Source organism: Burkholderia sp. 22PA0106 (assembly GCF_047497155.1).
Lineage (GTDB): Bacteria > Pseudomonadota > Gammaproteobacteria > Burkholderiales > Burkholderiaceae > Burkholderia.
In genome coordinates this window covers 1,148,036-1,169,636 of the sequence record NZ_CP163162.1, presented here as the reverse complement: position 1 = coordinate 1,169,636, position 21,601 = coordinate 1,148,036, and the positions used below count along the sequence as shown (strand labels likewise).

Below are 21,601 nucleotides of genomic sequence, written 5' to 3'. Positions count from 1 at the left end.
AAGGAGCGCGGTGCGATAAGCCGCGCTGTGCGATCGGTTGTCGATCGCGGGGCGATCGAATGGGAGCGCGAATCGGTTTCGAGCCGGCCCGATGCTCGTCTCTCGGGCGCCACCCGCCATGCATCGTCGACCGCTTTTCTCGCCATGCTCGAGGCCGGCGAACCCGACGTCGAGTTGTGGCCGAACTACGCCTGCAACTGCGCGGAAATCTGCCGCGACACGTCGCGCAATTGATCGAGATACCGCTCCACGACCAGATCGACCGTCAACGCCGACGAAAACCACGTCAGGCCGATCGACGCGATCACGAAATCGTTCGCGATCACCGGCACCGCGAGCGTGCCCGACACCGGTCGCACCGTGGTGTCGCGCAGCGCATAGCCGCGCTGGCGGGTGGCGTCGAGCATCGCCTGCACGGCGTCGCGGTCCTGCGCGAGATGATCTTCGGGATGATGACTCTGGCGCACGATCTCCAGCAGCATGGCCTGCTCGTCGGCCGAGCAGAACGCCAGATAGGCGCGGCCGAGCGCGCGCGAGACCAGGCTCAGGCGCATGTTGATCGACGAGTGCAGCAACGAGAGCGGCGAATACGGAATCGTGCTGTAGCGCACCACCAGCGCATCGACGTCGAGCATGCCGACGGCGATCGGCCATTTGATCTTCTCGGTCAGCGCGCGCACCAGCGGCCCGGCCACCTCGACCACGCGCGGCACGTGGTGATACCCCGAGTTCAGCGCGTTGACGCCATCGAGCAGGCGATATTCGCCGGGCCGCGCGCCGCGCGCGACCAACCCGAGCTCCTCGAAGGTGCGCAGCAGCCGCACCAGCGTCGGCTTCGGCAGCAGCGTCGATTGATGCAAGCCGTCGAGCGTCGAAATCGGCATCTGGTTCAGCGCGCGCAGCAGGGTGATGGCCCGCTCTACTGCGCGGATCGACGAATCGCGTTCCGCCATCGTGTCAACCCGGTGTGTGCCCGGCAGCTTTCGCGCGCGAGCCTTGATGAAGCGAGGAATTATCCGCGAAAAACGCCCGGACGATCGCGGTTTGCCGGCACGCGCGCCGTCAAGCCATCAGCCCGAGCGCGCCCTTGCGCAGCAGCGACTGATCCGAACCGACCACGAACCACGACGCCCCCATCCGCGCGAATTCCTCGCGCTCGCGCGCGTCGCCCAGCGCGACGCCGCCGATCTTGCCCGCCGCTCGCGTGATGGCGAGCACGTCCACGGTCGCCTGCATGACTTCGGGCGCGCGCGCATCGGTCAGGCCGAACGAGAGCGCGAGATCCGCGCGGCCGACGAACAGGCCGGCCACCCCGTCCACCGCGGCGATCTCTTGCGCGGCCGCGCAACCGGCGCGGCTCTCGATCTGGCACATGACGGCGGTGCCGTTGCCCGCCTCGACGGCGTTTTTCATCGTCATCGAGCCGTATCCCGCGAAGCGCGGCGAGCTGGAAAAGCCGCGCTCGCCGTTCAGGAAACGGGTGCGGGCCACCAGGCGGCGCGCGTCGTCGGCGGAATCGACGTGCGGCACGAGCAGGCCCGACACGCCCAGATCGAGCGCGGACTGCACCGTCGCGGGTTGAATGTCGGGAATCCGAACGAACAGCGGCAAGCCGACCGAGCGCGCGGCGATCACCATGATGTCGAGCGTGGCGCGGTCAAACGGCGCGTGCTCGGCGTCGACGACCGCGAAATGAAGGCCGGCGCCGCCGAGGATTTCGACGATTTGCGGCGCGCCGGTTTTGACGAACGTGCCGATCTGATGCGTGGAATCGTGCATGACGATAAGGCCTGGAAAAAAGAGGTGAAGAAGCGCGACGTTGCGGCGAACGCGCGATCAGCGCAGGGCCGGCGCGACGGCGCCACGCCGGCTCGCGCGTTCCATCGCGTAGGCGGTGACGCCGAGCAGCAGCAGGCACAGCGCGGGCAGCAGCATCGCGTAGCCGGCGTGGCCGAGCGTCTTGCCGATCCAGGGCATCGCGTTCTGCGCGAGGAAGCCGCCGAAATTCCCGATGCTGCTGATGGCGGCGAGGCTGGTGGCGGCACGCCGCCCGCTGAAGTATTTCGACGGCAGCGACCAGAAGCACGGCAGCAGCAGCGAGGTGCAAGGCGTGCCGAGCACGAGCGCGATATAGCGATACACCGGATCGTCCACCAGCATGCTGACGAAGAACGCCACGCAACCGATCACGCCGATCGTGGTGGCGGCCCGGCGCACCTGGCTGTCGCGCTTGAGCCGGCGCGGCACGGTCAGCAACAGCACCGAGGTCAGCGCCCACGGCAGCATCGTCAGCAGGCCGTTGAGCGAGCTGGACACGCCGAAGCCGCGAATCACGGTCGGAAGCCAGTAGATGACGCCATAGAGCGAGGTCAGCAGCAGCGTGTAGCCGAGCGCGAACACCATCACGATGCGATCGCCCAGCACGCTCAGGACCGTGCCTTCATGGTTCGTGGAGGGCGCTTCGTCGCGCACCATCCTCGCCAGGCGGCTGCGATCGGCGGGTTCGAGAAAGCGTGCGGTCTCGATGCTGCGCGGCAGGCACAGCAGCACGATCGGCGCGAGCACGAGGGCGAATACGCCCGTCACGATGAACACCCACTGCCAGCCCGCGTGATCGAACGTGCCGTCGAGCGACAGCAGCAGGCCGCCGAACGCGGAGCCGAGCATGTTGCCGAGCGCGCTGCCGAGCGTGAGCAGCGCGACGGCGCGCACCTGGTAACGGCGCGGCAGCCACACGGTCAGGTAATAGACCACGCCCGGATACAGCCCCGCTTCCGCCGCGCCCACCAGAAAGCGCAGCGCCGCGAACATCGAGCCCGAGCTCGTATAGGCCAGCAGCACCGTGGCGATCCCCCAGCTCAGCATGATGCGGAAGATCCATTTCGGCGCACCGAAACGATGCACGCCGAGCGCGCTCGGAATTTCGAAGATCAGATAGCCGATAAAGAACAGCGACGACGCGAGGCCGTAGGCGGTCTCGGTCAGGCCGATCTGGTGCACCATCTGCAGCTTCGCGAAGCTGACGTTCATCTTGTCGACGACCGACACCAGATAAGTCACCATGATCAGCGGCATGATCCGCCACCAGACTCGCCGGATCAGGCGCTCGTCGTACTCGGCCACGGGTTTGGCCGTCTCGGCCTGCGAAATAGTCATGTCTCCTCCAACGGGGCGTTCTGTTTGCGCAGCGCGCTCTCCCCACGGCGGGCAATACTACGCGCCGCCCATTTCGGCCACCAGCGTGAAATCCCCCGATTCCGCACCGCGAAATCCTGCTGCACCACGGCAACGGCGAGCCAGGCTTTCGGGCCCTGACATTTCGCCCTGCGAAATGTTGTCGAAACGCGCTTGGCTCGCCGCGGCGCGCATGAAAATATTCGTCGCGTAAAACCGGCCGTGCATCAAACCGCAAACCGCGCACCGGCTCGCTTACCGCACCGCCCGTCGTGAACGGGGCGGCATAACAGGAGGAGACATCATGAAGAAATCGATGACGTGGTTGGTGGGCGCCGCCGCGTACGGCGTCGCATGCAGCGCGTTCGCCCAGAGCAGCGTGACGCTGTACGGCATCGTGGATGCCGGCTATCGCTATCTCAGCAACGCGGGCGGCAAATCGCAATCCGCCATTGCGGGCGGCAACGAGAGCGCGTCGCGCTTCGGCGTGACCGGCAGCGAGGATCTCGGCGGCGGCTACCGCGCGGTCTTCACGCTGGAAAACGGCTTCACGACCACCACCGGCGCGCTGCAGGCCGGCCTGTTGTTCGGCCGCCAGGCTTACGTCGGGCTTGGCACGCCTTTCGGCACGATCACGCTGGGCCGCCAGTATCTGACGCTGTCGAGCTATCTCGGCCCGTTCGAAGCGGGCACCGACTGGGCGGCGCGCGGCGCGGGCTGGGGCTATCACCCGGCCGGGCTCGACGATGTGGACGGCACCGAGCGCGCGAACAACGCGATCAAGTACGTCAGCCCGCGCTATCGCGGCCTGCAGGTCGGCGCGACGTACAGCCTGGGCGGCGTCGCGGGCGCCGCGACGCGCAACGAGATCATGTCGGCCGGCGCCGACTATGCGCAGGGGCCGTTCAAGATGGCGGCCGCCTGGATGTATGTGAAGAATCCGAATTACGCGCTGTTCGGCAACAACGCCACCAGCAGCGCGACCGGGAACAACTTTACGAGCCCGATCTTCAGCGGCTATGCCACGGCGCGCTCGCAGCAGGTGCTCGGCGCGGGCACGTCGTACGACATCGGCCGGTTCACGCTCGGCGCGATCTACACGAACACCCGGTTCGCGGGCCTCGGCGCGACAACCGTGGCGGGTGCCGCCCTGCCCGCGGGCGAAGCCGGCAAGAGCGTGACGTTCAACACCGGCGAGGCGAACCTGAAGTACCGGCTGACACCGGCGCTGCTGCTCGGCGTGGCTTACGCGTATACCCGCGCCAGTTCGTTCAACGGGCAAAGCGGTGCGAGCTATCAGCAATGGAATCTCGGCGCAGACTATTCGCTGTCTAAGCAGACCGACCTCTATGCCGTGCTGCTGCATGAAAAAGCCGGCGGCTTCGATTCGACCGGGCACCGCGCCGTGGCCGCCATGTTCGGCACCACGGCCTCGGCCAGCGACGCGCAAACCGGCTTCACGGTCGGCATCCGCCACATGTTCTAGCGGTTCCTGTTTGAGAGCCCGGCCAGGCCGGGCGTGACGAAACACCCTGCATTTGAATGGAGACGACATGCGTTCCACGCAACCCTCAACGCCCGGCCAGCCCGGCCAGACCGTGAAGCTGTTCGATTCGCACGCGCACCTCGTGGCGGACGATCTTGCGCGCTACCCGCGCAATCCGATGAAACGCTCGCCCAATGCGCCGCCGCGCCTGCCGGGCGTGATCGGCCTGCCGGGGGGCCATCACGGCGCGAACCCGATCAACGAAGTGCCCGACGTCTCGCGCATGTTGCCGTGGATGCGCGAGGCGGGCGTGGTCGAAGCCGTCGCGGTGCAGAAGCGCATGGTCTACCGTTTCGACAACAGCTACATCCTCGATTCGTCGGATGCGCACCCGGAGCTTTTTTCCGCCGTCGTGATTCTCGATGCCGAGGACGAAAGCACGCCCGCGCTGGTGCGCCGCTACGTCGACCGGCACGGCCTGGCCGGCGTGCGCCTGTTCGGCGGACGCGAGCCGGATGGCACGATGCCGTGGCTGGAATCGCCGCGCGCGCTGGAAACCTGGGCCGCCGCGAACGAACGCGGGATCGTCATGGATATCGAAGTGCTTGCCGCGGGCGGCGGCGGCCCGTCGGTGCCGACCCTCATCGCGCTGGCGCGGCGCTTCCCGAATTTGCGCGTGGTGCTCGACCACATGCTCGAACCGGAAGCCGAGGACGAGAACTTCGGTTTCGACGAACGCTTCGTGCCGCTCGCCGCCGAGCCGAACCTCTACTTCAAGTTCACCTCGATCAATCTCGACATCTATCGGGAAACCGGCACGCCCGCCGATCAGGCGCTGCGCAGCGCGGTCGACATGTTCGGCGCACACAAGATCATGTGGGGCTCCGATATCGGCACCTCGTCGGGCACCTATCGGGACATGGTGCAACGCATGCTCGACGCGACGGCGCTGCTCACCGAAGCGGAACGCCATGCGGTGTTGTACGAAACCGGCAAGACCGTGTTCGTGAAGGGCGGCGCGCGCGCGTGATGCGTGCCGGAAAGGACAAGGAGACATCAATGTTTATCGATCCGGCGAACACGCCCGGCTTCAAACGCACGCTGTTCAACGCCATCGTCGCGCCGCGCCCGATCGGCTGGATCAGTACGATCAACGGCCAGGGGCAAGTCAATCTCGCGCCGTTCTCGCACTTCAATCTCGTCTCGACGGCGCCGCCCGTCGTGATGTTTTCGTGCAACGCACCGGCCGACCGGCACGAAAAGGACACCGTCACGAACATTCGCGAGACCGGCGAGTTCGTGACGAATCTCGTGTCATGGGCGTTGCGCGAACCGATGAACATGAGTTCGATCGACGCGCCTTACGGCACCGACGAGTTCGAGCTGGCGGGCCTGGAAAAAGCGCCGAGCGTGATGGTGAAGCCGCCGCGCGTGGCCGCCTCGCCGGCCAGCATGGAGTGCCGGCTGCTGCGGATTCTCGACATCGAGCCGACCGGCCCCGGCGAGACCTTCAGCCGGGTGGTGTTCGGGCGCATCGTGGGTGTGCATCTGGACGAGCGCTTCGTGGGCGCGGACGGCCGCTTCGACACCGTGCTCGCCGAACCGCTGACGCGCCTCGACGGCAATCGCTACGCGACGGTCGGCAAACTCGACGAACTGGGCCGCCCGAGCCCGCGCAACGCTTGATATTCGATCAATAAGGATTCCAACATGACTCTCTCCACGGATGCCGGCGTGCGCAGCACCGCCGTCTACGATCTCGCGCCGGGTGCTGTGGCGCGCGGCCAGAACTTCTTCGTGCAATGGCTGCAAGGTGACGGCGCGACGTTCGACGCGAACAGCCCGCGCGAAATGATGCTGCTGCTTCCCGAGGACGGCGCGGAAGTCAGCGTCGGCGGCGGCCCGGTGCAGGCCGTGCCGGGACGCAGCATCTGCGTGGTGCCGGCGGGCGCGGTCAGCGTGCGGCCCGCGAACGGCGGCCGCGCGGTGCTGCTCGCGTCGTCGCGGCCGGACCTGGCGGCCGATGCCGCGTGCAATGCGGCCGATTACGCGGTGCCCGATGCGCGCATCGCCGCCAGCGAAGCCGGGTATCGGCGCACGCACGGCGCGGGCGAATTGCAGGTGATCGAAATCGACCGCATCACGCCGCCCGCCGACAAGCCTCGGCTCAAGATGCTGCAAACCGACACGCTCAGCATCAACTGGGTCGAGTACCAGGACGCGCGCGACCGCTCGAAACTGAGCCCGCACAGTCACACGGATTTCGAACAGGGGTCGCTCGCCATCGAAGGGCATTTCATCCATCACCTGCGGGTGCAATGGGGCCCCGACGCGAACGCGTGGCGCGACGACGAGCATGTTTCGGCCGGGCCCGCTTCGATGATCACCGTGCCGGTGCAACTGATTCACACCACGGAAGGCGTGGGCGACGGCCGCCATCTGCTGATCGACGTGTTCTCGCCGCCGCGCCACGACTTCATCGGCAAGGGCTGGGTCGCGAACGCGGGCGACTACGTTCGCGATTGATTCGCAAAACGAATCATGACAAGCCACGGCGTGCGTGCATCAAGCATCGGCGGGCGTCGCGCGCAGACGGGTGAGCGCCAGCACGGCGTGCATCAGCGGCGCGTCGATGCCGAGCCGCGCCGCGCATTCGAGCGGCGCGCCGAGTATCGCGTCGAGTTCGAGCGCGCGGCCGGCTTCGAGGTCCTGCAGCATCGAGGTCTTGACCGCGCCGAGCGCGCGCGTTTGCGCGATGCGCTGCGCAACGTCGATATCGAGGGCCAGCCCCGCCGCCTTGCCGATGGCGAGGCACTCGTTCATCACCTGTTCGTAGACGTGCAGCGTGTGCGCGTCGTCGAGCAGGCGGTCGGTGCTCGCCTGGGTGAGCACGCTCAGCGGATTCGAGCATGCGTTGCCGAGCAGCTTGATCCACAGATCGCGCCGGATGTCGTCGCTCGCGGTGGTGGGCAGGCCGGCCTCGGTGAAGACTTCGGCCCACTCGGCGGCGCGAGCGCTGACACCGCCGCACGGCTCGCCGAGCGTGATGCGGCCGCCGCTGTGATGGTGCACGACGCCGGGCGCGGGCGCGCTGCACGACGCCATGACGCTGCCGCCGAGCACCTGGGCGAACGGCAGCGCCGCTTCGATGCCGCCCTGCGGATCGACGCTCGCCAGCCGCAACCCATGCAGCGGATGGCCGGGCGCGAGGCAGTACCACCACGGCAGGCCGTTGCCGACCGGCAGCACGACAGTATTCGCACCGATCAGCGGTGCGAGCGACGCGGCGAGCGCGGGCAACGCGTGCGCCTTGAGCGCGATCACGACGAGTTCCTGCGCGCCAAGCTCGGCGGCGTGCGCGCATGCGCTCACCGCGACGCTGCGTTCGGACTCGCCGGGGCAGGTGTAGCGCAGGCCGCGCGAGGCGATCGCGTCGAGCGTTCGGCCGCGTGCGAGCACCGACACGCGATGGCCGGCGAGCGCGAGGCGGGCTGCGAGATGGCCCCCGATCGCGCCTGCGCCGACGATGGCGATGCGGCGCGCGGTGTGGGAATGGACGTTCATGGCAAGCGTTTCAGGTGGGTTGGCGTTCGCGCATTGTCGCCGCAGGCCTTTGGCCGCATGTTCGCTTTCTGCAAGCTTTTCTCCAGGCGGAATCCGCCGCTGCCGATGGCGCGAGCGTTCCGCATGACTGCATCACTTATGAGGAATACCGACGATGTCGATTGACAGTGCGACAGTCCGGCGCGTCACCGCGCAACTCTACGAGCGCTCGCTCAAGGCGATTCCCGCCGATACGCGGGCGTTCCTGCAACAGGCGTCCGAGCGGGAAACCCACCCCACCGGCCGCGCGACGCTGAAGATTCTCGTCGAAAGCGCCGATGGCGCGCGCCGCGACGATTCGCTAGTGTGCAGCGACGTCGGCATTCCCACCTACAGCGTCAAGGTCGGCACGCGCGTGCAATTCGACGGGCCGGTGCGCGCGGCGATCCGCGACGGCTTTGCCGACCTGGCGGCGTCGATCTCGCCGCCGATCCTCAAGATGGTCACCAACCCGCTGACGCACGAACGCGGCTACGCGGGCAAGGACATGCCGATCGTCAGCTTCGACCTGATCGACGACGCCGATTACGTCGACATCGTGTGCTCGCCGAAGGCGATGGGCACGGGACGCTGGGAGGCGATCGAGGCGTTCGTCTACCCGACGCACGATCAGATCGAGCGCTTCGTGCTCGACACGATGTTGCGCGCCGGTTCGCAGCCGTGCCTGCCGCTGGTGATCGGGGTGGGCATCGGCGGCACGTTCGATTACGCCGCGCGTCTCGCGAAGGAGCAGATGCTGCGGCCGTTCGGGCAGACCAACCCGGAGCCGGCCCTCGCGAAGATGGAGCAACGCCTGCTCGATGCGGTCAATGCGATGGGATTCGGGCCGATGGGCACCGGCGGCGACACCAGCGCGATGGCCGTGCATATCGACTACGCGGCGAGCCACGGCTTCGTGCCGATCGCGGTCTGCTTCAACTGCTGGATCAACCGCCGCACGGCCGCGCGCATTCACGGCGACGGCCGCGTGGAATTCCTGGAGGGCGGGCAATGAGCCGCATGCACGATCTGACACTGCCGCTGCGCGCCGAACAGGTGCTCGATCTCCAGCTCGGCGACATGGTGCGGCTGTCGGGCGAGATCACCGTGAGCATCGGCTTGCCGACGCACAAGCGGCTCGCCGAATCGATCGACAATGGCACGCCGTTGCCGGTCGATCTGCACGGCGGCGCGTTCTTTCATCTGAGCACCTACGTGAACGAAACGGCCGACGGCCCTGAAGCGCTCTACCTGAATCCGAGCACCAGCACGCGCTACAACGCGTGGATGCCGACGCTGATTCGCGGCCTCGGCGTGCGGCTGGTGGGCGGCAAGGGCGGCCTCGACGACGCCAGCGCCGCGGCGCTGCGCGAATGCGGCTGCGCCTACCTGTCGTTTCCGGGCGGCGGGCTGAACCTGCTGTCGCGTGCGCTGCGCCGCGTGGTGGCGATGCACTGGACCGAATACATCTCGCAGTTCCGCCTGCTCACGCTCGACGTCGAGCAACTGGGGCCGGCGACGGTGGCAATCGACGCGCGCGGCAACAGCCTCTACGCGCAATTGCACGAGCAGGCCGTGGCGCGCATGCCCGACATCGTCGGGAAACTCGGCCATCGTTGAGCAGCCGTCGAACCGGTTGTCTTGCGCCGCATCGTGCCGCGACGCAACGGCGTTCGCGGCACGACGTCCGGCTTGCAACAGCGGCGCTTACGCCGGATTCGGCTGCTTCGTGCACAACCCCTGCACGAAGAAGCCGTCGCCGTTCGGTTCGTCGGTGTAGTAGATATTGGTGGACGACACCGGCAGGAACACCATCGTGCTCTGCACCTGCTTGCCGTTCGACACGTTCGGCAGCAAGCCGGCCATCAGGCCGTTCACGCCGGCGGCATAGGTCGGCGTGGTGGTCGAGGCGGCGGCGTTGAACGTGCTGTTCAGGTTCAGCGTCATCGGGCTGGCGCTGGTGCCCGACGGCGTGAGCGTGGTGCCCGAGATCGTGACCGTCGACGCGATGATATTGCCGAGCAACTGATCGTTGTCGTTGGTGTTCGGCTCCGAGCACACCCAGCGGCCGTCGTAGCTGCCGCTCGTCAGCGCGGCGGTGGTTTGCAGCACCCACGAGCCGGTGCGCACGGTGCCGCTGCTGTTGACGTTGGCCTGGTCGAGCAGGATGGTGTTGTTGCCGCCGCTGGTGCTGACGAACATCCGGCCGAGCGGCAGGCCGTTGACGCTCATGTCGAACGCGCCCGGGTAGGTGGTCTGGTCCGGATCGACGCTGACGGTGCCGGTATCGGCCACGTTCGGATTCTCGTCGTCCATGCAGGTGTTCGAATACGGCGCGCCCAGGCAGACGCGCAGCGAGCCGTCGGCATTGATGCGCATCTGGCCGGAATTCACGTCCTGGGTGCCGACCGGCACGCCGTTCGACGAATAATCGCCCGACAGCTTGATGAAGCTGTAGGTGCCGGCCAGGCCCGCCACGGTGGTCACGCCGTTGTTCGAGGCGCTCACCTGGCCGGCCAGCAGGCCGCTGCCCGCCGACACGTTCGGCACGTTGCTGAGCTGGCCGCTCAACACCCCGTGATTGGCCGCGTCGGCGCTCACCGTGAACTGCATGCCCACCGCGCTCGCGCCGGCCGACAGCGTGGCCGGCACGGTGCCGCTCGCCTGGAACCCGCTCACCACGTAGTTGCCGTTGGTCACGGTGTAGCTGCCCACCAGCTTGCCCGACAGGCCGAACTGCGAGCTGACGAAGGTGGTCGTCACCTGGCCCTTGGCGGGCGCGTCGATCTGCACCGAGATCGTGTCGCCGAAGCTGACCGAGCCGATGTAGGTCTGCTGCGCGGCCAGCGGCTGCGCGGTGGCGGCGGTGCCGCCCGTCGAGCCGCCCGTGGAGCCCGAGGTCACGCCCGACGTGCCGCCCGAATTGGCAGTCGCCCCCGAATTGTCGTCGCCCCCGCCCCCGCAGGCCGTCAGCACTGCGCACACCCCGAGGCAAATCCAAGTCTTTTTCATATTGGTCTATCGTTCCAGATTAAAAACCGTGGCGCTCACTCGCCGTTCCTATTGCCCGCTTTGAATCGCATCGCTTTCAATACGTAAACATTGCGGAATCGTTTTCGCCGACTTTGATTTATTTCGCATGGCATCGACGTTGTGGCATTCTGCGGAGTCGCAAATCGAGACGCATGATCAAAATGCGTCATGACAAAGCAGAGAAATCGCCACGCACGCCAGGATGCGGGCCGGGGTCGGGGGATCGATGGCATTACGGGAAGTGAAAACGGGTAAACCGGAAGCGCTCGAAGGGCTGCTGGCCGGGTTTTACGACGCGGTGCTGGAGCCGGATGCCTTGCTGGGCGCGCTCACGGCGTTCGACAACTGGATCGGCAGCAGCGTGGCCCATATGGTGGGCTGGGATCGCGTGACCGGCGCGGCGCCGATCAGCATCATGACGCGGCCCGAATTCCTGCCGGCCGGCGACGCTTATGCGAATTACTACGGCCATATCGATCCGCGCCGCCTGCTCGCGCAAGCGCGGCAAGTGGGTGAGGTATTTAGCTGCGAAGATTATTTCGACGCGCGCTTCGTCTCGCGCAACGAGTTTTATCAGGATTTACTGATTCCATTCGGCGTCCGTTATGTGCTCGGCAGTTGTGTTTATCGCGAAGGCGGGCTCGATGTTTATCTGGTCTTCAATCACGCGGTGGGGCAGCCGTCGTTTTCACCGATGCAACGGCAGGCGGTCGGACGCCTGATGCCGCACCTGCGCCAGACCATCCGCCTGATGATGCGCAACGCCTCGTTGCGGGCCGGCATCGCTTCGGGCGAGGCCGCGCTCGACGCGCTCGGGCAAGGTGTGATCGCAATCGATTCGCACAACGGCATCGTGTTCTGCAATCGCGGCGCGGAAGCCTGGCTCGGCAGGCAGCGTCAGGTCGAGACGGCCGGGCGCCGGCTCGAATCGACCGGCGCGTGGAGCCCGGCGCTCGGCGACGCGATCGCCCGCGTGCGCCTGGCCCATCACCCCGTCAGCCTCACGGCGCGCACCGGCCGGGACGTCTGGCACCTGAGCGTGCTGCCGATGCCCCACGCCGGCCGCACCCCGCACCCGCTCGCCGCGCGGCCGCTGCTCGCGCCGCTGCGCGCCGACCTGATGATCACGGTGCGGCACGCCGAGCGCGAGGCCGCCGCCAGCGAGGGCCAACTGGCGCAATTGTTCGGGCTGACGCCCGCCGAGGCGCGGCTCGCGCATGCGCTGGCGCGCGGAATGTCGCTCGACGAATTCGCGGCATCGGCGGCGATCACCGTCACTACGGCCCGCAATCAATTGCGCGCCGTGCTGTCGAAAAGCGGCCACCGCCGGCAGCAGGATTTCGTGCGCGCGGTGTCGTCGCTGCCGGCCTTCGAGGACGCCTGAGCGCCGCCTGAGCCGCCGCCTCGTTCGCATGACCGCGCGTCATGCGAAGCGCAAAAGAAAGCGCGTTGACGCTGTTTTTCGGCCCGTCGAACCGAGCGGCAGCCTGGAAGGCCGGATCGGCCGCCCCCTCCACTTCAGAACGTGTGCTGCATGCCCACGCCGAGCGTGTTGCCGGTGGGGTTGCCGCTGAGTTTGTCGTAGGAATACACGGCATACACGAAGGTGCGCCGCGACAGCACGTATTCGTAGGCCAGGCTCGCCGTGTTGCGCACGTCGCTCTGGTCGAGCGGCTTGCTGTGCGCGGTGCGCGCCCATTCGGCGAGGATCAGGTTGGTGGGCGTGAGCCGCACCGTCGCGCCCAGTTCATAGGTGTGCGAACCGGTTTGCGCGCTGACGTTGCTGGTGGTTTGCGCGGCGGCGTACAGCTTCACGTATTTCGTGTCGTAGGCCGCGCCGGCCAGGTACAGGTACTGATCCGAACTCGGCGCCACCACCGCCGTGCGCACGCGCTGCGCCGTGAACACGGCCGTCAGCGGCCCCTTCGCATAGGTCAGATGCAAGCCGAAGTTGTCCTTGCCCTGGTGGCCGGTGGTGCTGCTCACGCCGTAGATCGCCGTGGCGGTCAGCCCGCCCAGGTTCGGCGAGACGTATTCCACCGCGTTGTCCCACACGGTGTCGCCGATTTCCGTGTTGTCGTAGGTCGTGGTGTACGACTGCACGATCAGCGGCGAGAACACCACCGACGAGCCGAACGGGTTCACCAGTTGCTGGTTGATGTAGGTGGGGTTGGTCTGCTCGCCGATCCTGACGGTGCCGAAGCGCGCCGAACTCAGCCCCACGTAGGCGTTGCGCGAGAACAGGCCGTCGGTGGTGTTGCGCCCCATCTGCCCGGTGTTCGGCCGGAAGAAGCTCTCCAGCGAGAAGATCGCCGCATTGCCGCCGCCCAGTTCCTCGCGGCCGCGAATCCCCCAGAACGAGGTGGTCATGCCGCCGCCGCCGACCTGCGCGGTGCTGGCCTTCGAGGTGCTCAGTTTCGAGGTGTCCACGTACATGCCGATCAGGCCGTACATCTGCACCGAGCCCGAGGCGGTATCGAGCGCGGCGGCCTTCGCTGCGCTGTAGTCCTCTGCGTGCGCCGCGCTGCTCAGGCCAGCAATCAGGATTCCGAACCATGCCGGGTGCGGGCGGGCGTGGCGCGCGCGGCGGGCAGCCGCAGCCAGGGGTGCGTTCATGACGAAAGTCTCCAATATGATTTTTTATGAAGCGAGTTGCGCCGCCACCTGCGCCAAGCGCGGGCGGACGGGTCATGCCGTTCAGGGGATGCCCGGGCGTCGCGCCCGGGCCAATGCATCAGGACATCGAAGGAACCGGCCGATCAGGGCGATCGGCGGCGGGCCATCTCGGCGTTGAGCTTGTCGCGATCGAGCTCGCGCTCCCAGGCCGACACGGCCAGCGTGGCGACGCCGTTGCCGATGGTGTTGACGATCGCCAGGCCGGTGCCCATGAAGCGGTGGATGCCGAGGATCAGCACCATGCCCGACACGGGAATCAGCGGGAACACCAGCAGCGTGGAGGTCAACATCACGAACGCCGCGCCGGCCACGCCGCTCGCGCCCTTCGAGGTCAGCATCGCCACGCCGATCAGCGTGATCTGCTGGATCAGGCTCAGTTCCACATTGAAGGCCTGCGCGATGAACAGCACGGCCATCGTCAGGTAGATGTTGGTGCCGTCGAGGTTGAACGAATAGCCGGCCGGAATCACCAGGCCCACCACCGATTTCGAGCAGCCGAGCCGTTCGAGCTTCTCCAGCATCTGCGGCAGCGCCGCCTCCGACGAACTGGTGCCCAGCACGATCAGGATCTCTTCGCGGATATAGCCCATGAAGCGGAAGATGCTGAAGCCGAGCGCGCGCGAGATCAGCCCGAGCACCACCACGATGAACACCGCGAGCGTCAGGTAGAACGCGCCGATCAGCTTCAGCAGCGGCAGCACCGCGCCGATCCCGTAGGTGCCGATGGTGAACGCCATCGAGCCGAACGCGCCGAGCGCCGCCACCTTCATGATGATGTGGACGATGCCGAAGAACGAATGCGCCACCTGGTCGATCAGTTGCGTGAGCCCGCGGCCGCGTTCGCCGAGCGCGGCGAGCGCCGCGCCGAACAGCACCGACACCAGCAGCACCTGCAGCACGTTGCCCGTCACGAACGCGCCCATCACCGAATCCGGAATGATGTGCATCAGGAAATCGACGGTGTTCTGGTGATGCGCGGCGGTGGTGTAGCCGGCCAGCGCCTTGGTGTCGAGCGTGGCCGGGTTCAGGTCGAAGCCGGCGCCGGGCTTGAGCAGATGGCCGCCGATCAGGCCCACCACCAGCGACAGCGTGGACACCACCTCGAAATACAGCATCGCCTTGCCGCCCACCCGGCCGACCTTCTTCATGTCGCCCATGCCGGCGATGCCGGTCACCACGGTGCAGAAGATGATCGGGCCGATCACCATCTTGATCAGCTTGATGAACGCGTCGCCGAGCGGCTTCATCTGCACGGCGAGCGACGGCGCGAAATGGCCGAGCAGCACGCCCAGCGCGATGGCCACGAACACCTGGAAATACAGCGCGCGATAGAACGGCTTGCGAGGGCTGCGGGTGGCGGCGGTCATGGTGACGCTCTCGCTCATGACGCCACTCCCGTGCGGGACGTCGGCTTGTCGATGCGGGTCATACCTGTCTCCTTCATGGATGCGTCGGCGGCGCGCGTGCGCCGCCGGCCTTGCCTCGTCCGCCGTCTGACGCGGCGGATCTCCTTGAAACGGGGTCGTACGGGTGAATCGTGCGGCTTACCGGCCGTACAGCCGGAGCGGATTATCGACCAACAGCTTGCGGCGCAGTTCCGGATCGGGACAGAAGCGGAACATCAGGTCCACCAGGCCGCCGTCGTTCGGCATGTCGCGCGTGATGTTCGGATGCGGCCAGTCGGTGCCCCACAACACGCGGTCGGGCGCGGCCTCGATCAGCGCCTGCGCGAACGGAATCGCATCGTCGAACGGCCGCGTGCCGGCCGACACGCGCTCGCCGCCGCACACCTTGACCCACGCGAGCGGGTTGCGCATCAGTTCGAGCAGTTGCGCGAACGGCTGCTGATCGACGCCGGCCTCGGCGCGCACGCGGCCCATGTGGTCGATCACGAACGGCACCTGGATACGCGCGATGCGATCGGCATAGGCGACGATGTCCTGCGCGTCGAGGTGCAGCACGACGTGCCAACCCAGATGCTGGATGCGCTCCAGCACGCGGTCGAACACGTCCAGATCGGGCGCGCCGCCCAGGTGCGCGACGAAGTTGAAGCGCACGCCGCGCACGCCGGCCGCGTCGAGGTCGGCCAGTTCGTTGTCGGTCACGCTGCCGTCCACGATCGCCACGCCCATGTAGCGGCCTTCGCTGCGGGCGATCGCGTCGAGCATCGCGGCGTTGTTCGTGCCGTGGCAGCTTGCCTGCACGATCACGCCGCGCGCCAGGCCCAGGAAGTCGTGCAGTTCGACCAGGCGCTCGAACGGCGCGTCGGGCGGCGTGTAGCTGCGGTCCGGCGCGTACGGGAACACGGCGGCCGGGCCGAACACGTGGCAATGGGCATCCCAGGCGCCGGCGGGCAGCACGTGCGCGGGGCGGACCGGATGGGGATCGGGGGGCAGGCAGGATTTCATCGGCTGTCTCGTGGCTGGCCGCTCGCGGCGGCCGTCGTTCGGGAATGGTGTGCATTGTGGTGGCTCCGCTGCCTCGCTACAATCGCCATACCAAACTAGCTGTTATACACATTCCACATATCTCGATCATGGATCTCCGGCAGCTCGACGCATTTGTCCACGTGGCGGAACTCGGCAGCTTCACGCGCGCCGCCAACACGCTGAACACCAACCAACCCGCCCTGAGCCGCCTGGTGCGGCAACTGGAGGTGGAACTGCGCCACACGCTGCTGGAGCGCAACGGGCGCGGCGTGACGCTGACGCCGGCCGGCCAGCGCATGCTGGCGCATGCCAAGGGGCTGTTGCAGCAGGTGCAGCGCGCCTCGCAGGATCTCGACGAACTGCGCGGCACGCTCGGCGGCCATTTCGGCATCGGCATCACGCCGAGCTTCGCGCGGGTCGGCACGCTCGAACTGGTGCGGCACTTCCGCGGCACGTTTCCGGGTGCCACGCTGTCGGTCGCGCAGGGGCTGTCCACCTACCTGACCGAATGGCTGATGATGGGCCGCATCGACGTGGCCGTGCTGTACGACACGTTCGACACGCCCTCGATCGACAAGCGCACGATCCACACCGAGGAGCTGTTCCTGGTCGGGCCGGGCCACGCCGCGCCGGTCGAATCGATCACGCTGCGCGAGATCGTGCGCTACCCGCTGGTGATCCCGGGCCGCATGCACGCGATCCGCCACATGGTGGAGGCCGCCGCCGCCGAACAGGGCATCCGCCTGAACATCGAGCTGGAAGTGGACGGCGTGGCCTCGATCCTCGATCTGGTCAACGAGGGGATCGGCCACGCGGTGCTGTCGCTGAACGCGATTCCGGCCGACCTGCCGCCCGGCCATTTCCGCCTGACACGGATCACCGAGCCGACGCTGTACAGCCGCCTCGCGATCGCCACCAGCCGCCGCCATCCGTTGCCGCAACTGGCGCGGCAGGCGATCGCGATGCTGGAGGCGCAGGTGCTGCCGCTCTATGGGGCCGCGCGCGGGCGCTGAACGCGCCGCCGCCCTGCTCCGTCTCCGAACCGCCCCAAACGCGGGAAAACACCAATGCCGTGCAGGCGTTTCGACGTTTACTGTATCGATACACTAAATCGATACAGTCGCCGCGTGGCCGTCGCGCCGACCCAATAACCGGCTCGCGCAGCGCGCGGCACCCAGGAGACACCACCATGCAGTCGAATTCCCGCAGACGCTTTCTTCAAACCGCCTCGGCGGCCTCGCTGGCCGCGGCCGGCATCGGCCTGCCGGCCATCGTGCGCGCGCAGGCGCCGATCGCGCTGCGCGTGTCGTCGTCGATGCCGGCCAACGACAACGCCGCGCACTACGTCTGGTATCAGCACCTGGCGGCCAACCTGAAGGCGAGCGTGGGCGATCGCATCCGCATCGATTTCTTCCCGAACAACCAGCTCGGCAAGGAAAGCGACGTGGTGCAGCAGGTCAAGGTGGGCGCGGTGGACATGATGGTGTCCGGCTCGTCGATCTGGGCGACGGTGCTGCCCGAGCTGGGCATGCTCGACCTGGGCTACCTGTTCGACGGCTTCGACCACGTCGGCCGCGCGATGGACCGCTCGGTGGGCGCCTCGTTCGACACGCTGCTGCAACAGCGCGCCGGCTGCTCGGTGGTGGGCTGGGGCTATTCGTTCGGCGGGCGCAACGTGTTCACCAAGAAGCCGGTGCACACGCTGGCCGACATCAAGGGCCTCAAGCTGCGCGTGCTGCCCACGCCGGCGTTCATGGAAACCTTCAAGCTGATGGGCGCGGTGCCCACGCCGATTCCCGTCGGCGAGCTGTACATGGCCGCGCAAACCGGCGTGGTGGACGGCTTCGAGCACGACTGCGCGACGGTGCTGGCCAGCAAGTTCGACGAGGTGGTCAAGTCGTGCTGGGAAACCCAGCACGTGTTCAGCCCGATCGTGGCCGTGATGGGCCGCCGCTCGCTGGCCAAGCTGCCGGCCGACCTGCTGCCCGCGTTCCAGGCCGCGGCCCGCAATGCCACGCTGCAGCAGCGCCAGGCCGCGATCCAGACGGCCGCGCGCGCCGCCGACGCGCTCAAGCAGCGCGGCATGCAGTTCTCGCCGATGTCGGCGGCCGATCGCGCCACCGTGCGCGGCGAGATGCAGGCCAAGCTCTACGCCAGCTTCGCGAAGCAGTATCCGGCCACCGCGCCGCTGTTCCCGGCCATCGCGGCCGCGCGGAGCTGAGTTCATGCGCGCCCTGTCCACCGATTCCACGGCGGCGGCCACGGCTGCCGGCGTCGCCGCCGATGCAGCCACCGCTGCCGATGCCGCCAACGCTCCGCCCTCGACGCGGCTCGCGCGCGGCCTGAGCCGCCTGCTGCACGCGATCGAATACTTCTGCGCGGCGGTGCTGGCGGCCGACGTGGCCGTGGTGTTCATCTCGGTCGTGTACCGCTATTTCCTGCACGATCCGGTGGACTGGGCCGAGGAAGTGGCCGGGGCGCTGATGATCGTGCTGGTGTTCTGCGGCGCGGCCACGGTGCTGGCGCGCAGCCAGCACGTCGGCGTCGACCTGTTTCGCGGCATGCTGCCCGCGCGCTGGCAGCCGGTGCTGGTGCAGGCCGGCCACTGGGTGATCGCGGGCGTGGCGGCCAACCTGTGCGTGTCGTCGTACCTGCTGCTGCTCGATTCGTTCGGGCAGATGACGCCGAGCGGCCTGCCCGCCTGGATCAACGTCTATCCGCTGGTGGCGGGCAGCGCGTTCATGGCGCTGTTCGGCTTCGTCAACGCGCTGAACGGCCCGCGCCGCGCGGTGCTGCAGGCGCTGGCCGGCTGCGTGCTGGGCGTGGCCGCCGTGCTGGCCTGGAACGCGCTGGTACCCGCGCACGCGCTGCGGCCCGGCGTACTGCTGGCGATCGGCTTCTTCGGCGGGCTGCTGCTCGGCGTGCCGATCGGCTTCGTGCTCGCGTTCAGCGCGCTGCTCTACTTCCTCGCCGAGCCGTCGCTGCCGATGCTGGTCTACGCGCAGCAGGTGGTGGCCGGCACCGATCACTTCGTGCTGCTGGCGATCCCGTTCTTCGTGCTGGCCGGCCTGCTGATGGAAAGCAACGGCATGTCATCGCGGCTGATCGAGCTGCTGCTGCGCCTGTTCGGCCGCGTGCGCGGCGGGCTCGGCCTGATCACCATCATCGCGACCGCGTTCTTCTCGGGCGTGTCCGGCTCGAAGCTGGCCGACATCGCGGCGGTGGGCGGCGTGGTGATGCCGGCCGTGCGCCAGAGCCGCGAGGATCCGAACGAGGCCGCCGCGCTGCTCGCCGCCAGCGCCGTGATGGCCGAGACGATCCCGCCGTGCGTGAACATGATCATCATGGGCTTCGTCGCCAACATCTCGATCGCCGGGCTGTTCCTGGCGGGCGTGGTGCCGGCGGTGGTGCTGGCGGTGGCGCTGGCCGCCGTGGCCGTGATCGCGGGCCGCCGCATCGACCTGGCCGCCGCGCTGCCGAACCCGCGCACCTGGCTGCCGCTGCTGGGCGGCGCGCTGGTCGCGCTGATCATGATCGCGATGATCGGCAAGGGCGTGACCTCGGGCGTCGCCACCTCCACCGAGGTGTCCGCGTTCGCCGTGGTGTATGCGCTGCTGGTGGGCTGGCTGGCGTTCCGCGAACTGACGCCGCGCTCGATCGCCCGCGTGTTCGTGCGCTCGGCGTCGATGGCGAGCAGCATCCTGTTCATCGTCGCGGCCGCGTCGAGCGTGTCGTTCGCGCTGACCATCGAGCAGATTCCCGCGCTGGTGTCCGATTCGATGATCGCGTTCGCGCATCAGTACGGCCCGACCATGTTCATCCTGCTGTCGGTGCTGCTGATGATCGTGTTCGGCGCGGTGCTCGAAGGCGCGCCCGCGCTGATCATCTTCGGCCCGCTGCTCACGCCGATCGCGATGCAGTTGGGCATCAACCCGCTGCACTTCGGCACCGTGATCGTGGTGGCGATGGGCCTGGGCCTGTTCGCGCCGCCGATCGGGCTGGGGCTGTTCGCCACCTGCGCGATCACCGGCACCGACGTCAAGGCGGTGGCGCGGCCGATGCTCAAATATCTGCTGGTACTGTGCGCGGCTCTCGTGGTACTGATTCTGGTGCCGTCGTTTTCCCTGTGGTTGCCGACCCGGCTCGGCCTGTAACCGGATTTCACTGTCAGACATGAGCACCATTCAGGATGTCGCCCGCCACGCCGGCGTGTCCGTCAGCACCGTCTCGAACGTGCTCAACGGCCGCACCGACCAGATGCGCCAAGACACGCTGGCGCGCGTGCAGGCCGCGATGGACGCCCTGCAATACCGCCCGAGCACGCTCGCGCGGCAATTGAAGACGGGCCAGACGCCGCTGGTCGGGCTGCTGGTGCCGTCGATCGCCAACCCGATGTACGGCTACATCGCGCGCGAGGTGGAAACGCTCGCGCAGGAGCGCTACGGCCACCGCGTGCTGATCGGCAACACCTATCGCGATCCGCTCAAGGAAGCGTCGTTCTTCGAGGATCTGCTCTCGCAGGGCGTGCGCCGCGTGATCGTAATTTCGTCGCTGGCCGACGAGCGGCACCTCGAAACCGCCGCCGAGCGCGGCATGGTGGTGGTCAGCTACGACCGCCGCGCCACCGACGGCGAACACACCCGCATCGATCACGTCACGCCCGACAACTTCGGCGCGGCGCGCATGGCCACGCGGCACCTGATCGCGCACGGCCACACGCAACTCGCCTACGCCACGCTGGCCGGCATGACCATGAGCCGCCGCGACAAGATCGACGGCTTCCTGGCCGCCGCCGACGAAGCGGGCCTGGCCGGCAGCGCACGCGTGCTCGACAGCGGCACCGTCGATGAATACGGCGATTCGATGATCGCGCAGAACGGCCGCGCGCTCGCGCAGCGGCTGGCCGCGGATGCCGACCGGCCCACCGGCATCGTCGCCGTGAACGACCTGATGGCGCTCGGGCTGATGGCCGGCCTGCGAGAATCGGGGCTGCGCGTGCCGGAGGACATCTCGATCGTCGGCATGGACGGCCATTTCCTCGGCGCGATTTCGAACCCCGCGCTGACCACCGTGCAGTTGCCCGTGCCCGCGATGGCCGCCGCGATGGTCGAGCGCGTGATGCGCCAGGGCGACGCGCCCGCCGCCGCGCCCGCACTCTTCACGGACATCGCGCTGGTCGAGCGCGAATCGGTCGCGCCGCCGGCGCACCGCTGATTTCCAG

Annotated in this window: 19 protein-coding genes; 11 read left to right on the top strand and 8 right to left on the bottom strand. The window is 67.7% G+C overall.

Going from position 1 to position 21,601, the window contains the following annotated elements; all coding sequences use genetic code 11:
* Positions 1-185: 185 nt before the first annotated feature.
* The 3 genes from AB4850_RS05090 to AB4850_RS05080 form a co-directional block, all read right to left on the bottom strand.
* On the bottom strand, positions 186-953 hold the full coding sequence (locus AB4850_RS05090) for a DNA-binding transcriptional regulator (protein WP_414441512.1): 768 nt from the start codon (positions 951-953) through the stop codon (positions 186-188).
* A 109-nt stretch (positions 954-1,062) separates the two neighbouring features.
* Entirely contained in the window at positions 1,063-1,779 is a 717-nt protein-coding gene (locus AB4850_RS05085) for an HpcH/HpaI aldolase family protein (protein ID WP_414441511.1), read from the bottom strand.
* 57 nt (positions 1,780-1,836) lie between these two features.
* On the bottom strand, positions 1,837-3,156 hold the full coding sequence (locus tag AB4850_RS05080) for an MFS transporter (protein WP_414441510.1): 1,320 nt from the start codon (positions 3,154-3,156) through the stop codon (positions 1,837-1,839).
* Between the two features lie 322 nt (positions 3,157-3,478).
* Between AB4850_RS05080 and AB4850_RS05075 the strand changes: the two genes are divergently transcribed.
* The 4 genes from AB4850_RS05075 to AB4850_RS05060 all read left to right on the top strand — a co-directional run bounded on the left by AB4850_RS05075 (position 3,479) and on the right by AB4850_RS05060 (position 7,186).
* Positions 3,479-4,660, top strand: coding sequence for a porin (locus AB4850_RS05075; protein ID WP_414441509.1), 1,182 nt, complete (start codon positions 3,479-3,481; stop codon positions 4,658-4,660).
* A gap of 67 nt (positions 4,661-4,727) precedes the next feature.
* Positions 4,728-5,690 (top strand): amidohydrolase family protein, encoded by a 963-nt coding sequence (locus AB4850_RS05070; protein ID WP_414441508.1) that lies wholly within the window; start codon positions 4,728-4,730, stop codon positions 5,688-5,690.
* Between the two features lie 29 nt (positions 5,691-5,719).
* Positions 5,720-6,346, top strand: a complete 627-nt coding sequence (locus AB4850_RS05065) for a flavin reductase family protein (protein WP_414441507.1) — start codon at positions 5,720-5,722, stop codon at positions 6,344-6,346.
* Between the two features lie 24 nt (positions 6,347-6,370).
* Positions 6,371-7,186: a hypothetical protein gene (locus AB4850_RS05060; RefSeq protein ID WP_414441506.1), complete on the top strand. Its 816-nt coding sequence runs from the start codon at positions 6,371-6,373 to the stop codon at positions 7,184-7,186.
* A 39-nt stretch (positions 7,187-7,225) separates the two neighbouring features.
* On the opposite strand, the gene AB4850_RS05055 is transcribed toward AB4850_RS05060, so the two are convergent.
* Positions 7,226-8,224, bottom strand: coding sequence for a ketopantoate reductase family protein (locus tag AB4850_RS05055; RefSeq protein WP_414441505.1), 999 nt, complete (start codon positions 8,222-8,224; stop codon positions 7,226-7,228).
* Positions 8,225-8,378: 154 nt separating this feature from the next.
* Here AB4850_RS05055 and AB4850_RS05050 point away from each other — a divergent pair, with 154 nt between their 5' ends.
* Both AB4850_RS05050 and AB4850_RS05045 read left to right on the top strand, forming a co-directional pair.
* The gene (locus tag AB4850_RS05050; RefSeq protein WP_414441504.1) at positions 8,379-9,257 is read left to right on the top strand and encodes a fumarate hydratase; all 879 of its coding nucleotides are present in this window, start codon (positions 8,379-8,381) and stop codon (positions 9,255-9,257) included.
* Positions 9,254-9,862 carry a fumarate hydratase C-terminal domain-containing protein gene (locus AB4850_RS05045; protein ID WP_414441503.1) on the top strand — a complete coding sequence of 203 codons (609 nt, stop codon included), beginning with the start codon at positions 9,254-9,256 and terminating at the stop codon, positions 9,860-9,862. The genes AB4850_RS05050 and AB4850_RS05045 overlap by 4 nt, the downstream gene beginning before the upstream one ends.
* 87 nt (positions 9,863-9,949) lie before the next feature.
* Here the strand turns inward: AB4850_RS05045 and AB4850_RS05040 are convergent, their stop codons facing one another.
* On the bottom strand, positions 9,950-11,254 hold the full coding sequence (locus AB4850_RS05040; RefSeq protein ID WP_414441502.1) for a hypothetical protein: 1,305 nt from the start codon (positions 11,252-11,254) through the stop codon (positions 9,950-9,952).
* Between the two features lie 262 nt (positions 11,255-11,516).
* Here AB4850_RS05040 and AB4850_RS05035 point away from each other — a divergent pair, with 262 nt between their 5' ends.
* Positions 11,517-12,659: a helix-turn-helix transcriptional regulator gene (locus AB4850_RS05035; protein WP_414441501.1), complete on the top strand. Its 1,143-nt coding sequence runs from the start codon at positions 11,517-11,519 to the stop codon at positions 12,657-12,659.
* Between the two features lie 134 nt (positions 12,660-12,793).
* Here the strand turns inward: AB4850_RS05035 and AB4850_RS05030 are convergent, their stop codons facing one another.
* The 3 genes from AB4850_RS05030 to AB4850_RS05020 form a co-directional block, all read right to left on the bottom strand.
* A complete protein-coding gene (locus AB4850_RS05030) occupies positions 12,794-13,891 on the bottom strand; it encodes a porin (protein WP_414441500.1) in 1,098 nt (365 codons plus the stop codon).
* Positions 13,892-14,034: 143 nt separating this feature from the next.
* Positions 14,035-15,336: a dicarboxylate/amino acid:cation symporter gene (locus AB4850_RS05025; protein WP_414441499.1), complete on the bottom strand. Its 1,302-nt coding sequence runs from the start codon at positions 15,334-15,336 to the stop codon at positions 14,035-14,037.
* Between the two features lie 159 nt (positions 15,337-15,495).
* Positions 15,496-16,359: an amidohydrolase family protein gene (locus AB4850_RS05020; protein ID WP_414441498.1), complete on the bottom strand. Its 864-nt coding sequence runs from the start codon at positions 16,357-16,359 to the stop codon at positions 15,496-15,498.
* Positions 16,360-16,487: 128 nt separating this feature from the next.
* On the opposite strand from AB4850_RS05020, the gene AB4850_RS05015 reads away from it, so the two are divergent.
* The 4 genes from AB4850_RS05015 (at position 16,488) to AB4850_RS05000 (ending at position 21,594) form a co-directional block, all read left to right on the top strand.
* The gene (locus AB4850_RS05015; protein ID WP_414441497.1) at positions 16,488-17,393 is read left to right on the top strand and encodes a LysR family transcriptional regulator; all 906 of its coding nucleotides are present in this window, start codon (positions 16,488-16,490) and stop codon (positions 17,391-17,393) included.
* A gap of 176 nt (positions 17,394-17,569) precedes the next feature.
* The gene (locus AB4850_RS05010) at positions 17,570-18,601 is read left to right on the top strand and encodes a TRAP transporter substrate-binding protein (protein WP_414441496.1); all 1,032 of its coding nucleotides are present in this window, start codon (positions 17,570-17,572) and stop codon (positions 18,599-18,601) included.
* Between the two features lie 4 nt (positions 18,602-18,605).
* Positions 18,606-20,534, top strand: coding sequence for a TRAP transporter large permease subunit (locus AB4850_RS05005; RefSeq protein WP_414441495.1), 1,929 nt, complete (start codon positions 18,606-18,608; stop codon positions 20,532-20,534).
* Between the two features lie 19 nt (positions 20,535-20,553).
* On the top strand, positions 20,554-21,594 hold the full coding sequence (locus tag AB4850_RS05000; RefSeq protein WP_414441494.1) for a LacI family DNA-binding transcriptional regulator: 1,041 nt from the start codon (positions 20,554-20,556) through the stop codon (positions 21,592-21,594).
* Positions 21,595-21,601: the final 7 nt, after the last annotated feature.